Raw genomic sequence first — 15,985 nt, 5'->3', positions numbered from 1 at the left:
AAGCTACTCGGCCGCTTCGGGCAGGGCCAGCGGTGCCGCGTAGCCCTCGCCCTCGGTGTCCTCGGCTGTGTCCTTCGGGCGCCGTACACGATAGAATGCGGCGTAGAGCGCCGGAACGAACAGGATCGTCAGCACCGTGGCGACCGCCAGGCCGCCCATGATGGCAAACGCCATCGGACCCCAGAAGACATTGCGCGACAGGGGCACCATGGCGAGGATCGCCGCCAGCGCGGTCAGCACGACGGGCCGCGTGCGGCGCACCGTCGCCTCGATGATCGCCGTCCATTTCGCCCGCCCATCCTCGATATCCGCGTCGATCTGGTCGACCAGGATGACCGTGTTGCGCATGATCATGCCGGCGAGCGCGATCAGGCCGAGCAGCGCGACGAAGCCGAAAGGCTGGTTGAAGACCAGCAGGCCGAGCGCCGCGCCGATCAGGCCGAGCGGCGCCGTGGCAAACACCAGCGCCAGCCGCGAAAAGCTCTGCAACTGGATCATCAGCAGGGTCAGCATGGCGAGGATCATGATCGGGAAGACCTGGAACAGGGCCACATTGGCCTTGGCGCTTTCCTCGATCGCGCCGCCCATCTCGATGCGGTAGCCGAGCGGCAGACCCTTGATCAAGGGCTGCAGGGTCGGCAGGATTTCCGCCGAGACATCGGGCGGCTGGACGCCGGCCGGCACATCGGCGCGGACGGTGATCAGCATGTCGCGGTTCTGCCGCCACAGGATCGGCTCCTCGTGGCCGTAGACGACGCGGGCAACCTGCGACAGCGGCACCGCCGCCCCACCGCGCGTGGCGATGGTCAGGTCGCCCAGATGCTCGATGTCGAGCCGCTCGCTCTCCACCGCGCGCGCCACCACGTCGATGGCCTCGATCCCGTCGCGCACGGCGGTCACCGTGTAGCCCGACAACAGGGTCTGCAGCGTGCGGCCGATGTCCTGCGGCGTCAGGCCAAGTGCCCGGGCGCGGTCCTGGTCGACTTCAAGCCGGATCGACTTCGCCTGCTCGTTCCAATCGAGATTGGGATCGAGCGCGCGGGGATTCTCAGCCATCACGTCACGCACCTGATAGGCGATGCGGCGCACTTCGAGCGGGTCCGGGCCGACGACGCGGAACTGGACCGGGAAGCCGACGGGCGGACCGAACACCAGCTCCGTGACGCGCACCCGCGCCTGCGGCAGGCCGCCCTCGGCAACATAGTCCTGCAGCCGCGCCTTGACCCGGTCGCGGGCCGCCGCATCTTCCGTGTACATGACCAGGATGGCATAGTTCGGCTTGGGCAATTCGGGATTGGAGGCGAGGAACCAGCGCGGCGCGCCGGCGCCGGTATAGGTGCTGTAGGTCAGCACCTCCTTGTCGGCGGCGACCACGGCCTCGACCTCACGGGCGGCCGCCTCCGTCGCCTTGAAGGGCGCGCCTTCCGGCAGACGGATTTCGACCATCAGTTCGGGCCGTGGCGAGGTCGGGAAGAATTGCTGCTGGACGAAGCCGAAAGACCAGACCGAGAGGGCGAACAGGCCGATGACGGCGGCGATAACCAGCCAGCGCCAGGAGACGCACCAGTCGATCACGACGCGCAGGGCATTGTAGAGCCGTGTATCGTAGATATCGTGATGGCCGCCGCCACCGACTGGATCGCCGGCCACAGCCGCGCCGCCCTTGTGGAAGTCGGGCAACAGCTTGACGCCGATATAGGGCGTGAAGACCACGGCGACGAACCAGGAAGCAACGAGCGCGATGGTCACCACCCAGAAGATGCCGCCGGCATATTCGCCGGCCGTCGACTGGGCAAACCCGACCGGCAGGAAGCCGGCGGCGGTGACCAGCGTGCCGGTCAGCATCGGAAAGGCGGTCGATGTCCAGGCGAAGGTCGCCGCCTTCAGCCGGTCATAGCCCTGCTCCATCTTCACCACCATCATCTCGACGGCGATGATGGCGTCATCGACCAGCAGGCCGAGCGCAATGATCAGGGCGCCAAGGGTGATGCGCTCCAGGCTCATGCCAAGGAGATCGAGCGCGATCATGACGATCGCCAGCACCAGCGGCACGGCGAGCGCCACGACGATGCCCGTGCGCCAGCCGAGCGACAGGAAGCTGACGGCCAGGACGATGGCCAGCGCCTCCATGAACACCTTGACGAATTCGCCGACCGATTCCTGAACCACTTCCGGCTGATCGGCAACGAGTTCGACGTCCAGCCCGACCGGCAGGTCGGCGTGCGCCGCCTGCATCGCGGCCTTGAGGTTCTCGCCGAGCGTCAGTATGTTGGCGCCTTCGGCCATCACCACGCCGATGCCGATCGCCTGGCGGCCCTGATGCCGAGCGGTGAAGGACGGAGGGTCCTCATACCCCCGGCTGATCTCGGCGATGTCGCCGAGGCGGAACACCGTGCCGTTGACGGAGACCGGCACGGCAGCCACCGCCTCAACCCCCTTCAATGCTCCCTCGACACGCAGGAAAACCCGGTCGGAGGCCGTCTCGATCTCGCCGGCCGGCGTCACGGCATTCTGCGCGGCGATGGAGTTGAAGATCACCTGCGGGTCGATGCCGAGCGTGGCGAGCTTCGAATGCGACACCTCGACATAGATGCGCTCATCCTGCTCGCCGTAGAAGCGCACCTTTTCCACATCCGGCACGCGCAGCAGGCGCTGGCGGATGTCTTCGGCAGCGTCCTTCAGGTCGCGCATCGTGGCGCCCTCGCCCGACAGCATGTAGAGCGCGCTGTCGACGTCGCCAAACTCGTCGTTGAAGAACGGGCCGATGACGCCGGCGGGCAGGCTGCCGCGAATGTCGCCGACGCGCTTGCGCACCTGATACCAGATGTCGGCCACGTCACCGGGCGGCGTCGTGTCCTGCAATTGCAACTGCATGAAGGTCGAGCCCGGTTTCGAATAGGTGCGCACCTTGTCGAAATGGGGGATCTCCTGCAGCGTCTTCTCGATCGGATCGGCCACCTGCCGCTGGACTTCCTCGGCGGTCGCCCCCGGCCATATGGCCGTCACCACCATCACCTTGATGGTGAAACTCGGATCCTCGGCGCGGCCGAGGCGGGCGTAGGAATAGGCCCCGCCGAGCGACAGCACGATGATCAAGAACAGGACGAGGGCCTGATGGGTGACCGCCCATTGGGAAAGGTTGAAGCGCTGCATGGTGGTCTCCCGATCAGCGCGCGCTGGCGGACTGGATTTCGGCCAGCCGGACCTTGGCGCCGGCTTCCAGCTTCTGCACACCGAGGGTGACGATCTTCTCGCCCCCCTTCAGGCCGCCGCTGAGAATGGCGTTCTCCGACTGATAGGCCTCGACGATGACCGGCCGGCGTTCGAGCGCGCTGGAGGTCGGATCGACCACGAAGACCACCGGTCCACGGCCATCGTCGAGAAGTGCGGTCATCGGCACGCGGGCAACGGGCGCCGGGTCCCCCTTGGTCAGGGAAACGGTGGCGGTCATGCCCAGCCGCACGGCCGCGCTCGCCTGCGGAATGGAAAAGCGGACCGCATAGGTCCGGCTCGTTCCATTGGCCTCCGGCGAGACCTCGCGCAAATGCGCGGCATAGGTCTCGCCGCCGGCCCACAGAGCGGCGGTGGCTTGCGATCCTTCGAGGTCGGCAAGGCGGCTTTCGGGGATTGCCACCTCAACCTCCTTCTCGTCGAGACGGGCGATGTTGACCACGGTCTGCCCCGGTGCAACCACCTGGCCGGCTTCGGCGGCGGCGGCGCTGACGACGCCGGTCGCCGAGGCCTTCAGTTCGCTGTAATCCATCTGGTTGGCGGCCAGCGCCACGGTGCGCTCGGCCTGTTCGTGGCGCGAGCGGGCCTCGTCGACGGCCAGCGACTGCGCGTCGATGGCGGCCTGCGTGACATGGCCGCGCTTGAACAGGGTCCGGGCGCGCGCCACATCGGCCTCTGCCTTGGCAAGGCTGGCCGTCGCCGCGCGCAGTTCGGCGCGGCGCTGCTCGAGCTGCAGGTTCAGATCGACGGGATCGAGGCGCGCCAGTATCTGGCCTTCCTGCACGGTGTCGCCGACATCGACCAGTCTTGCTGCGACCTTGCCGCCGACGCGAAAGGCTTCCGCCACCTCGATGCGCGGGGTCACGACGCCCGTATAGGTGCGCGTCTCGGCCAGCGGAGCAAGGCGTACGGTCTCGACACGCACCACCGGATCGGGCTGCTCGGCCGTCTCCTCCTTCTGGCAGCCGGCCAAAAAAGCCGCAGCAGCGGCCACCAGGGCAATCCGTTTCAGCATAAGCAGCGACATCTGCGCCTCATTTTGTGAACAATGTCGAGTAACGATTCTAATTAATCGTCACAATTTAGGCACACGAAAAACCAGGGCCGCGGCGGCGGTCCTAGTTCTGTTTGCCCAGTGCTTTCAGGATGAAGCGGATCTGCTCGCGCAGCCCCGCCTCGGTGTCTTCACCGTTCTGTATGCAGTTCTCGATCAGCAGCGGGTGAAGGAACGGCACGAAAGCCGTCTTCACGCACCGCGCGGCTTCGGCCGGGTCGTCGACATGGAACTCGCCGGCGGCCACGCCTTCACGGATAAGGCCTTCGAAAATGGTGGTGACGCGTTCGATGTGCGCCTTGATGATTGCCCAGTTTTCCTGCATCGCCGCGACAATCATGTCGTGCGTGCGCTTTTCCTTCAACAAGGTCGTCTTGTTGTGGATGTGGATCGCCGTCAGCAAGCGGACCAGCTTTTCCGAGGCAGGCCCCGGCGCGCGGGCGATGCTGAAGGCGATCTCCGCCACTTCTTCCACCACACGCCCGCAGATGCACTCGTTGATGGCGCCCTTTGACGGGAAGAACCGGTAGATGTTCGCCGGACTCATGCCGAGCTCGGTCGCGATGTCGGCGACCGAGGTCTTCTGGTAACCGATCCGTCGGAAAAATTCCTCCGCGACTTCGAGAATGCGCGTGCGCGTCTCTTCCGGATCCGTTCGGGTGCGTGGTGCTTGGCTCATGAATCTCTTTCCTGACGAATATCAATAATCATCAGCAATCACAAAGTCAAGCCGATTAGCACTGCCCGACGCCACGACCATACCTTGCCGATTCCCGGCGCGGCGTCCATGCCCCGACTAAACGGCAGCGCCATCCCATGGCTCGGCAAGGAAGGCGCGGTAGGCCTCAGCCATGCCGCTGGCGGCGGCCTTGTAGAGCTTTTCGCCGTCCTGCGGCGTCGACAAGGCCGGGTTCGAGCCGATCCGTCCGTCGGGGAAACGGCGGCGATAGTCGCGCGCATCATAGAAATGCGATGTCGGCGCGATCGCCGGGTCGAGCGGCACATTCTTGATGTGCTCGGGAAACAGATAGCGCGTCACCGCCACTTCGCTGGCCGTCGCATGCAGGCCCTCGGCATCGCCATAGAGTTCGCGCCAAAGCTTTTGCACGCCGTCGCATTCCCACCAGCTCAACAGCTTGCAGCGCACTTCCGGCAGGCCGGCGCGCCAGCGCGCGGCATGCAGTTCGGCGAAGGCGGCCTGTACGGTGGCGATGTTGCCGCCATGCCCGTTCAGGAAGAAGAACGAGCGGAAGCCGTGCGCGGCAAGGGCTTCCACCTGTTCGCCGATCAGGCGGATCAGTGTCGTCGGGGCCAAGGTCATGGTGCCGGCGAAGCCCATGTGATGGCCGGCAATGCCCACGGAAATGGTCGGCGCCACCAGCGCATTCGCCAGCTCTCCCGTGCCGCGGGCGATCTGCTCGGCGCAAATGGCGTCCGTGCCGATCAGGCCGTTCGGCCCATGCTGCTCTGTCGAACCGATGGGGATGATGATGCCCTGCGCGTGCTGCAGGTAGGTTTCCACCTCCTGCCACGTCTGGAACCACAATTGCATTGCCTGCCTCCTTATAACCCGGCGCTCAGAAGCCGAGCGCCAATCCGTCCTTGCGGAAATCCGATCCTGCCGACAGAACGCCGCGCGCGTGATCGATCCAGATCGCCTGACCGCCGCCCAATGGCTGGGCGCGCGGCTTGATCACATGTCCCCGCGCGGCGAGCGCGGCGATGACCGCGTCGCCCAATGCCGGCTCGACTTCCAAGGCGCCGTCGAAGGCAAAGGAGCGCGGCGCATCGAGGGCCGCCTGCACGTCCAACCCGCGGTCGAGGACGCCCGACAGGAACGCCGCGTGGCCCGCCGCCTGATAATGCCCGCCCATGACGCCGAAGGGCGCGACGACACGTCCGTCCTTCTTCAGCATGCCGGGAATGATCGTGTGCATGGGCCGCTTGTTCGGCGCTATGGCATTTGGATGCCCCTCGATCAAGCGGAACGATGTCCCGCGATTGTGCAGCACGATGCCGGTTTCGGGATCGAGCCGCGTCGAGCCGAAGGCATTGAAGATGGAATTGATGAAGGAGATGGCGTTGCCGTCGCGGTCGACGACGCAGAGATAGACCGTGTCCTTGTGCTCCGGTTCGCTCCAGAGGGTCGGCGCGCCGGCCCGGCCCGTGTCGATGCGCTGCCGCAGCAAGGCCGCCGTTTCGTCCGACAACAGCGCCTCCACCGGCTGGCTCGTCTGCGTCGGATCGGCAATCAGCGCGTCACGGTGGTGATAGGCGAGCTTGGTGGCCTCGGCATGAAGATGCACGCGGTCGGCCATGGACAGGCTCTCGCCGAGATCGAAACCGGAAAGGATGTTGAGGATCATCAGCGCGGCGACGCCCTGGCCGTTGGGCGGGCATTCGTAGACCTCGTGGCCGCGATAAGAAGAGACGATCGGCGCGACATAGTCGGCACCATCGAGACCCGCGGCGAAATCGTCCAGCGTGTGCAGCCCGCCAAGGCCGTTCAGATAGTGCACCAGGGATTGCGCCGCGCGGCCCAGATAGAAGGCGGCCGCCCCGTCCCTGGCGATCTCGCGCAGGCGGGCGCCGAGCAGAGGCTGCGCATGGCGCTCGCCGGCCGCAGGCGCCCGGCCATCCGGCAGGTAGACGGCGCGGGCGCCGGCATCCTCGGCCAGAAGCGCCGCCTCCGCCCGCCAGTCCTGCGCGACACGCGGCGTGATCGGATAACCATTCTCGGCGTAATCCACCGCGCGGCGGAACAATTGCTCGAGCGGCAGCGAACCGTGATCGCCGTGCAGCTTCGTCCAGGCGGCGATGGCGCCCGGCACGGTGACCGCATGCGGGCTGGTGCGGGCAATCTGGGACAGACCGAGCGCCTTCAGCCGCTCGACGCTGGCGGCGGCCGGCGCGCGGCCGCTGCCATTCAGGGCGATCACATCGCCGCCGGCCGGCGCATAAAGCACGAAACAGTCGCCGCCAATGCCGGTCATGTGCGGCTCGACCACGCATTGCGCCGCCACGGCGGCAAGCGCCGCATCCACCGCATTGCCTCCGGCGGAGAGAATTTCCAGGCCGGCGGCGGTGGCCAGGGGATGGGATGTGGCGATCGCCGCATCCCGGGCAAGCGTCGGCGGGCGTCCGGGCCGGAAGAAATCATGCATGGCTGTGTTTCTCTCAATCAGGAATCGCGATACCCTAAAGTCTATCGCTATGGCTATACAAAACTCTATAAAGAAACTCGATGCCAGATCAATGAGCCTTGGACATGGCGACCGCATGTTCCACTCTTGTGTCGGCGAAACGGCACCGGCCAATCGGGCTCGAACGGAAGGCATTCTGGATGCGCATCGGCATTCCCCGGGAAATCAAGATCAAGGAAAGCCGCGTCGCTCTTTTGCCGACGCAGGTGAAGCAGCTTTGTGCTGCCGGTCACGACGTGCTGGTGGAACACAACGCCGGCGCGCTGGCGGGTGCATTCGACGAGGACTATGTCGCCGCCGGCGCGCGCATCGCGCCGGACGGGCCGGCGCTCTATGCGCGCGCCCAGATGATCGTCAAGGTGAAGGAGATCCTGCGTCCGGAGTTCGCCCTTCTCAGGCCCAATCACACGATCATCGCCAATCTCTACTGCGAGCGCGACCGCGTCATGCTGGACCGGTTTCTCGACGTCGGCCTGACGGCCATCGCCGCCGAGAAGGCGCATCCGCACAAGGCCGGCAACAGCCCGCTGGCCGGCGAGATCGCCGCGCTCGAAGGGCTGCGGCTGGTGCTTTTGCCCTATGGCGGCACCGGACGGCATTTCATGCGCCACGCCGGGGTGATGTCGACGCGGGTGATCGTCATCGGCCTGGGGCTTGCCGGACGCGGCGCCCTGCGCACGCTGTTCGGCCTTGGCGTCTCGGTGGTCGGCCTCGACCACACCCAGGGGACGCTGGCGCGCGCCGCACTTGACTGGGAGAACCGGGATTTCACCGCGGCCCATATCGACACGCTGGCCGAACATTTGCCGCAGGCGGATCTGGTGATCAACTGCGTGCGCTGGGACAAGGACCGCACCGACCACCTCCTGACCCGCAAGATGCTGGCGACGATGCGCAAGGGCGCGGTCATCGTCGACGTCGCCTGCGACCGGGCCGGCGCCATTGAAACGTCGATGCCGACGAGTTGGGAAAATCCCACCTACCAGGTGGCAGGCGTGACGCATTTCTGCGTCGAAAACCTGCCGAGCGCGGTGCCCGAGGCAAGCTCCGTCAGCTTCGCCGATCTGATCTATACCCTGGTCGAGCCGGTGGCGGATCTGGGCCTGGCGCGCGCCGTCGAGGACCAGGACTGGCTCGGCGCCGCCGTCGTCTGCCACGCCGGCAAGGTGGTGCACGAGCGGACGGCACGGCTGCAGAACATGCCGTCGACGCCGCTTGCCGAGGCGCTAGTGGTCTGACCGAAACAGATGGTCCCCATCCGTTTCGATAAGTCAGCCCACAAGCTATTGACCTGGTGGGGCAATTTTCCCCAACAGATGGGTACCATCTGTTAGGATCGCACCACTAGCATCAGATGTTCAGGACCAGTTCGCTCGGCCCTGAACCATTCCGACCCGACCCCAGCCTCAATTGGCCGGCATCAGCCGTTCCGTCAGCTCCGTCCAATAGCCCACGCCGTGCGGGATGGCTTCGTCATTGAAGTCGTACATCGGGTGGTGGATGTTGGCCGTGTCGCCGTTGCCGAGGAAGATGATGGCGCCCGGCCGCTGCTCGAGCATGAAGGAGAAATCCTCGCTGCCCAGCGATGGCGGCAGATCGCGCCGCACCTTGTCCGTTCCCACCACGGCCGCCGCCGCATCGCCGGCAAGGCCCGCCTTCTCCGGGTCGTTGAAGGTGATCGGGCAGTCATGGGCGTAGGTGATCGTCGCCGTGGTGCCGAACGCATCGGCCACCGTGTTGACGATGTGGTGGAAGCGCTTCTCGCACAGCTCGCGCACCTCCGGCAGAAGCGTGCGCACCGTGCCCTTGAAGCTGACGCTCTGCGGGATGACGTTGAAGGCCTCGCCGCCATGGATGGCGCAGACCGACAGGACGGCGGACTCCAGCGGATCCGTGTTGCGCGAGACGATGGTCTGCAGGGCGGTGATGATGTGGTTGGTGGCGATCACGGGATCGACCGAACGCTGCGGCCGCGCCGCATGGCCGCCGAACCCCTCGATCGTTACCTCGAACCGGTCGGCCGACGACATGGCCGGGCCGGGCCGCAGGGCGAACTGACCGACCGGCAGGCCCGGCATATTGTGCATGCCATAGACCTCCTGGATGCCGAAGCGGTCGAACAGGCCGTCATCGATCATCGCCTTGGCGCCGACGGCCCCCTCCTCGGCCGGTTGGAAGATGAGCACCGCCGTGCCGTTGAAATCACGCTCGGCGGCCAGGTGGCGGGCAGCCCCCAGGAGCATGGCGGAATGGCCGTCATGGCCGCAGGCGTGCATCTTTCCCTCGACCCTGGAACGGTGCGGCAGATTGGTCTGCTCGTAGATGGGCAGCGCATCCATGTCGGCGCGCAGGCCGACGACCTTGCCCGAATCGCTGCGGCGGCCGCGAACGACCGCCACCACGCCGGTGCGTCCGATGCCGGTCAACACCTCATCGCAACCGAAGGAGCGCAGCTTGTCGGCAATGATGCCGGCGGTGCGGTCGACTTCGAACAGCAGTTCCGGATTTTCATGAAAATCCCGCCGCCAGGCGCGCACATCCTCCAGTGCATCGGTGCTGAAAGTTGCCATGCAAATCTTCTCCCTTGGCAAGACAGGTTCGTGAAACAGGCCGGCCGCCCGGCCGGTAGGCGCCAAAATGATCATAGATGCCCGCCGGGGGCAATCGGCCTCATACAGAAAAACACGAGGCCAATCGGCAAAGCCATAGTTATTACCTATGATAACCAAAGCTTGCCCTCTTCTTCCCTGTTGGATTTTTTTCCGCCACATAACCCGATGGTCCGGGACCGGACCTGTTCAGGAGGAGGAGTCCGAAGCCATGAAGAAGGTGCTTTTGACGTGCTGCGCAGCCTTGCTGCTGTCGCTCGGCAATTCTTACGCCAAGACGTTGCGCTTGGCCTATCAGGGCGATCTGAAATCGCTCGACCCTTATTCGGTCAGCGAGACTTTCGCGCTCAGCATGGCCGGCGCCAGCTATGAGGGACTGGTGCGGCGCGGCGAAAACTTCGCCATGGAGCCGGCCCTGGCCGAAAGCTGGGAAATCATCGATCCGAAGCATTGGCGTTTCCACCTGCGCAAGGGCGTCACCTTCCACAATGGCGCGCCATTCACCGCCGACGACGTGCTGTTTTCCGCCGAGCGCGTGCGCGCCGACGGCTCCGACCTCAAATACCGCATCCCCAAGGAAGCCGAGTTCATCAAGATCGACGACCACACCGTCGACGTGATGCTGCCGGAAGCCAATCCGATCCTGCATTACCAATGGGCCGGCTGGTACATCATGAGCAAGAGCTGGGCGGAAGAGCACGATGCCGCCACGCCGTCGCCGGCCAATGCCGACACGCCGAGCTATGCGGCGCTGCATGAAAACGGCACCGGGCCTTTCATGGTCGAGAGCCACCAGCCCGGCGTCAAGACCGTGTGGAAGCCCTTTGCCGCCTGGTGGGACAAGCCGAAGCACAATCTGGACGAGGTGGTGCTGACCACCGTCAGCTCCGACCCGACGCGCGTCGCCGCCCTCTTGTCGGGCCAGGTCGACTGGATCGCCCCGGTGCCGGAACAGGACATCGAGCGGATCAATGCCAGCGGCAATGCACAGGTTCTGCAAAGCCCGGACCTGCGCACCATGTATCTGGGCTTCGACCAGGTGAGCGACACGCTGAAATATGCCAATGTCGAGGGCAAGAACCCGTTCAAGGACGCCCGCGTGCGCCGCGCCGTCTATCAGGCGATCGACATTGACGGCATCATTGCCAAGATCCTGCGCGGCGCGGCCACGCCGGCGGCGCTGATGATCGCACCGCAACTGGTCAACCAGACGGAAGAATTCAAGCGCTTCCCCTACGATCCCGAAATGTCGAAGAAGCTGCTGGCCAAGGCCGGCTATCCCGATGGCTTCCAGGTCCAGCTCGATTGCTCCAACGACCGCTATCCGAACGATGAGCGCGTCTGCCAGGCGGTTGTCGGCATGCTCGGGCGGGTCGGCATCAAGACGACGCTGAACGCGCAGCCGAAGGCCAAATACTTCGCGAAAATCCTGTCTTCGGGCGGTTACGACACCTCCTTCTTCATGCTCGGCTGGTCGCCGGCGGTGCTCGATTCGGTGGATCTGTTCACCAACGTGCTGGGCTGCCGCGACGACAAGGGCAATGGCGGCACGATGAATGTCGGCGGCTATTGCAACCCGAAGATCGAGGAACTGCGCGAGCAGATCCGTGTCGAGACCGACAAGGAAAAGCGCGACGCGCTGATCCGCCAGGCCTGGCAGATCTCGATGGTCGAGGACGTCGCCTATGCGCCGCTGTATCAGGGCGGCCTGGCCTGGGGCGTCGCGAAGAACGTCCATGTCAAGCAGCGGGCCGATGGCGACATCGTGTTCCAGACCGCGACGATCGACTGACACGCTTTAGCGGGCGGGCGTCAGCCCGTCCGCGCGGCCATGCGGGCCGCAATCTGAAACGATTACGCAGGCGGGATTCCGGCGTCGGCGATTGCCGGCAATCCACCCCTGCAGGGAGTACCCGCGAATGCTCGCCTTCATCGTGCGCCGTATGATCCAGGCAGCCATCGTGCTGCTGACCGTGGCGCTGATCGCCTTCGTCATGTTCCGTTTCGTCGGCGACCCGGTCAACCAGATCGTCGGCATCGAAACGACGGCGGCCGACCGGGCCGAGATGCGCGAGACGCTGGGCTTGAACGACCCGGTGATCATCCAGTTCGGCCGTTTCGTCGGCCGGATGGCGCGCTTCGACTTCGGCATGTCCTACCAGTTCCGCCAGCCGGTCTCCGAACTGTTCGCCGAGCGCCTGCCGGCGACGCTGGAACTGGCAGTCATCTCGATGGTCCTGGCGGTCGGCGTCGGCATCCCGATGGGCGTTTTCAGCGCGCTCTATCGCGACAGCCTGTCGGCCAAGCTGATGCAGGTCCTGTCGCTGGTCGGCATCAGCCTGCCGACCTTCCTGATCGGCATCCTGCTGATCTACGTGTTCTCCGTCCAGCTCGGCTGGCTGCCCTCCTATGGGCGCGGCGAAACGGTGACGATCGGCGGCTGGAGCACCGGGCTCCTCACCGGATCGGGCCTGCTGGCGCTGATCATGCCTTCCGTCACGCTCGGCCTGTTCCAGATGACGCTGATCATGCGTCTGGTGCGCGCCGAGATGATGGAGGTGCTGAGGACCGACTACATCAAGTTCGCCCACGCCCGCGGCCTGCCGGACCGCGTCGTGCATTTCGGCCACGCGCTGAAGAACACGCTGGTGCCGGTGATCACCGTGGTGGGCCTCGAGCTTGGCTCGGTCATCGCGTTTGCCATCATCACCGAGACGGTTTTCCAGTGGCCGGGCATGGGCCTGCTTTTCCTGCAGGCGGTGCAGAACGCCGACATCCCGATCATGGCCGGCTATCTGATGCTGATCGGCGTCCTGTTCGTCATCATCAATCTGGCGGTCGATCTGCTCTACGCAGCCGTCGATCCGCGCATCAAGACCACCGCGAGCGCGGGATGAGGAAGCGACCATGACACCCGACACGCCCTCGCAGAACACGACCAAAGCCGGTTTCATGGCGCGCCTGCGCGATCACGACATGACGGCAAGCTTCCTGTCCTCGAAAGTGACCGTCGGGGCGGCCATCGTCACGGTCCTGCTGATGGCCGGCGCGCTGCTGGCGCCGCTCCTGGTGGCCAGCGACCCGTTCGATCCCACCACCGTGTTCATCATGGATTCACACCTGCCGCCGTTCTGGATAGACGGGGCCGACCCGCGCTTCGTGCTCGGCACGGACGACCAGGGCCGCGACCTCTTGGCCGCCATCCTCTATGGCCTGCGCGTATCGCTGTCGATCAGCATCCTCGGCGTGCTGTTCGCCACCATTCTCGGCGTCGGTCTGGGTCTTGTCGCCGGCTATGTCGGCGGCACGGTCGATGCCTTCATCATGCGCGTCGCCGACGTGCAACTCACCTTTCCGGTGATCCTGGTGGCGCTTTTGATCGACGGCATGGTGCATGGCGCGCTGAAGGGCGTGGGCCAGGAAGACACGGCGTTCGGCGTGCTGGTGTTCTCGATCACGCTCTCCTTCTGGGTCAAATACGCCCGCGTCGTGCGCGGCTCCACGCTGGTCGAGCGCAACAAGGATTATGTCCACGCGGCGCGGCTGGTCGGGCTGCCGTCCTTCATCATCATGCTGCGTCACGTGCTGCCGAACGTGCTCGGCCCGGTGCTGGTCATCCTGACGATCAATTTCGGCCTGGCCATCATCGCCGAGGCAACCCTGTCCTTTCTCGGCGTCGGCCTGCCGCCGACGGAGCCGTCGCTCGGCACGCTGATCCGCATCGGCCAGCAATTCCTGTTCTCCGGCGAATGGTGGATCGTGCTGTTTCCAGGGCTCACGCTGGCCGCGCTGGTGCTGGCGGTCAACCTGCTCGGCGACTGGCTGCGCGATGCGCTCAATCCGAAACTGCGATAGGAGCGCCCCGTGACAGACATTCCGACAAACGAGCCGGTGCTTTCCGTCCGCGACCTGCATGTGGATTTCTCCACCCGACGCGGCGCCTTGAAGGCCATAGACGGCATCTCCTTCGACATCGCGCCCGGCGAGGTGCTGGGCGTGGTCGGTGAATCGGGTGCCGGAAAATCGGTCACCGGATCGGCGGTCGTCGGCCTGATCGAGCCGCCCGGCCACATCAGCGGCGGGGAAATCCGCCTTGCCGGCCGGCGCATCGACAATCTCGGCGCCGAGGAGATGCGCCGTGTGCGCGGCAAGGAGATCGGCATGATCTTCCAGGATCCGCTGACCAGCCTCAATCCGCTCTACCGCATCGGCGATCAGCTGACCGAGACGATCCGCACGCATCTGCCGCTGTCGGCGCGCGCCGCGCGCGCCCGGGCCATCGACCTTTTGGCCGATGTCGGCATTCCCGCGCCGGAACAGCGCATCGATTCCTATCCGCATGAATTTTCCGGTGGCATGCGCCAGCGCGTGGTGATCGCCCTGGCGCTGGCGGCCGAGCCGAAACTGGTGGTGGCCGACGAGCCGACGACGGCGCTCGATGTTTCCGTGCAGGCGCAGATCATCGCGCTGATCAAGAAGCTGTGCGCCGAGCGCGGCACGGCCGTCATGCTCGTGACGCACGATATGGGCGTCATTGCCGAGACCGCCGACCAGGTGGCGGTGATGTATGCCGGGCGCATCGTCGAGAAAGGCCCGGTCGCCGACATCATCGGCCGCCCCATGCACCCCTATGCGCGCGGCCTGATGAGCGCCATCCCCTCGCTGGTGTCGGATGCCGACCGGCTGGTGCAGATTCCCGGCTCGATGCCGCGCCTGGCTTCCTTGCCCGACGGGTGCGCCTTTCACCCGCGCTGCGACCGCTGTTTCGACATCTGCACCACACTAAGGCCCGAGCCGGAACCGCGCGGCGCGCGCCGGGTCGCCTGCCACCTCTACACACATGAGGAGATGGCCTCGTGAAACAGGATTTCGTCCAGATCGCCGAATTGCGGCGCACCTTCGATGTCTCCAAGCCTTGGCTCAACCGGGTGCTGGAAGGCGGCGAGAAGCAATTTCTGAAAGCCGTCGACGGCGTCAGTTTCTCCGTGCCGCGCGGCAAGACCTTCGCGCTCGTCGGCGAATCCGGCTCCGGCAAATCGACGGTGGCGCGCATGGTGGTCGGCCTTCTGCGGCCAACCGGCGGCGCGGTCGAGATCGACGGCGTCAAGCTTGGCCCGCAGGCGCGCGGCGGCGCCGTCAAGGCATTGCGGCGGCGCATGCAGATGGTCTTCCAGGACCCCTACGCAAGCCTCAATCCGCGCTGGCGTGTCGGGCGCATCATCGCCGAGCCGATCCGCGCCTTCGGCCTGGCAACCAGCAAGCGCGAGATGGACATGCGGGTCGATGAACTGCTGGCGCTGGTCGGCCTGCACGCCGCCGATGCGCGCAAGTTCCCGCACGAGTTTTCCGGCGGGCAAAGGCAGCGCGTGGCGATCGCCCGGGCGCTGGCCTCCAAGCCCGAGCTGATCGTTTGCGACGAACCGACCTCGGCGCTGGACGTGTCGGTGCAGGCGCAGATTCTCAATTTGATGCGCGACCTGCAGGAACAGTTCGGCCTGACCTATCTGATCATCAGCCACAATCTCGCCGTCGTGCGCCACATGGCCGACCAGACCGGCGTCATGTATCTCGGCCGGCTGGTGGAGATCGGCGAGGGACGCGACATGTTCCGCAATCCGCGTCATCCCTATACGCGCATGCTGTTGCAGGCGGTGCCGGACATTGCCGCCATCGGCGCGACGCGGACGGCCGTGCAGGGCGAAATCCCCAATCCGATCACGCCGCCCCCGGGCTGCACCTTCCATCCGCGCTGCCCGCTGGCCAACGACCGCTGCCGCAGGGAAGCGCCGGCGATGCGCGCCGGCGTTGCCTGCCATGCGGTTGAAGAGGGGCGCGGCGAAGCGGCGTGACGGCGGCGCCATCCACATTTTTGCCGGCTGGCGGATCGA

The 15,985-nt window shown here is 65.6% G+C and carries 12 protein-coding genes; 6 read left to right on the top strand and 6 right to left on the bottom strand.

The window, feature by feature from the left end:
- Positions 1–3: 3 nt before the first annotated feature.
- From AB843_RS06220 to AB843_RS06200, 5 genes are all read right to left on the bottom strand, one after another.
- Positions 4–3,153 (bottom strand): efflux RND transporter permease subunit, encoded by a 3,150-nt coding sequence (locus AB843_RS06220; protein WP_048645947.1) that lies wholly within the window; start codon positions 3,151–3,153, stop codon positions 4–6.
- 13 nt (positions 3,154–3,166) lie between these two features.
- Complete coding sequence (locus AB843_RS06215; RefSeq protein WP_048645946.1) at positions 3,167–4,258, bottom strand: efflux RND transporter periplasmic adaptor subunit; 1,092 nt, start codon at positions 4,256–4,258, stop codon at positions 3,167–3,169.
- Positions 4,259–4,349: 91 nt separating this feature from the next.
- A complete protein-coding gene (locus AB843_RS06210) occupies positions 4,350–4,964 on the bottom strand; it encodes a TetR/AcrR family transcriptional regulator (protein WP_048645945.1) in 615 nt (204 codons plus the stop codon).
- A gap of 117 nt (positions 4,965–5,081) precedes the next feature.
- On the bottom strand, positions 5,082–5,837 hold the full coding sequence (locus AB843_RS06205) for a creatininase family protein (RefSeq protein WP_048645944.1): 756 nt from the start codon (positions 5,835–5,837) through the stop codon (positions 5,082–5,084).
- Positions 5,838–5,862: 25 nt separating this feature from the next.
- The gene (locus tag AB843_RS06200; protein WP_048645943.1) at positions 5,863–7,449 is read right to left on the bottom strand and encodes a gamma-glutamyltransferase family protein; all 1,587 of its coding nucleotides are present in this window, start codon (positions 7,447–7,449) and stop codon (positions 5,863–5,865) included.
- Positions 7,450–7,553: 104 nt separating this feature from the next.
- Between AB843_RS06200 and AB843_RS06195 the strand changes: the two genes are divergently transcribed.
- Positions 7,554–8,726: an alanine dehydrogenase gene (locus tag AB843_RS06195; protein ID WP_082143681.1), complete on the top strand. Its 1,173-nt coding sequence runs from the start codon at positions 7,554–7,556 to the stop codon at positions 8,724–8,726.
- A gap of 168 nt (positions 8,727–8,894) precedes the next feature.
- On the opposite strand, the gene AB843_RS06190 is transcribed toward AB843_RS06195, so the two are convergent.
- Positions 8,895–10,058 (bottom strand): M20 aminoacylase family protein, encoded by a 1,164-nt coding sequence (locus AB843_RS06190; RefSeq protein WP_048646117.1) that lies wholly within the window; start codon positions 10,056–10,058, stop codon positions 8,895–8,897.
- A 250-nt stretch (positions 10,059–10,308) separates the two neighbouring features.
- Between AB843_RS06190 and AB843_RS06185 the strand changes: the two genes are divergently transcribed.
- From AB843_RS06185 to AB843_RS06165, 5 genes are all read left to right on the top strand, one after another.
- Complete coding sequence (locus AB843_RS06185; RefSeq protein WP_048645941.1) at positions 10,309–11,889, top strand: ABC transporter substrate-binding protein; 1,581 nt, start codon at positions 10,309–10,311, stop codon at positions 11,887–11,889.
- Between the two features lie 127 nt (positions 11,890–12,016).
- Positions 12,017–12,994, top strand: a complete 978-nt coding sequence (locus AB843_RS06180; RefSeq protein ID WP_048645940.1) for an ABC transporter permease — start codon at positions 12,017–12,019, stop codon at positions 12,992–12,994.
- A gap of 10 nt (positions 12,995–13,004) precedes the next feature.
- Positions 13,005–13,952 carry an ABC transporter permease gene (locus tag AB843_RS06175; protein WP_048645939.1) on the top strand — a complete coding sequence of 316 codons (948 nt, stop codon included), beginning with the start codon at positions 13,005–13,007 and terminating at the stop codon, positions 13,950–13,952.
- Positions 13,953–13,961: 9 nt separating this feature from the next.
- A complete protein-coding gene (locus AB843_RS06170) occupies positions 13,962–14,957 on the top strand; it encodes an ABC transporter ATP-binding protein (RefSeq protein WP_244467906.1) in 996 nt (331 codons plus the stop codon).
- Positions 14,954–15,946, top strand: a complete 993-nt coding sequence (locus AB843_RS06165; protein WP_048645938.1) for an ABC transporter ATP-binding protein — start codon at positions 14,954–14,956, stop codon at positions 15,944–15,946. Before AB843_RS06170 ends, AB843_RS06165 begins: the two co-directional genes overlap by 4 nt.
- Positions 15,947–15,985 lie beyond the last annotated feature (39 nt).

Origin of the sequence: Nitratireductor soli (assembly GCF_001050155.1) — a bacterium.
Taxonomy (GTDB): Bacteria; Pseudomonadota; Alphaproteobacteria; order Rhizobiales; family Rhizobiaceae; genus Nitratireductor; species Nitratireductor soli.
The sequence above is the reverse complement of the archived record's forward strand: the minus strand, read 5'-3'. Positions and strand labels throughout refer to the sequence as shown.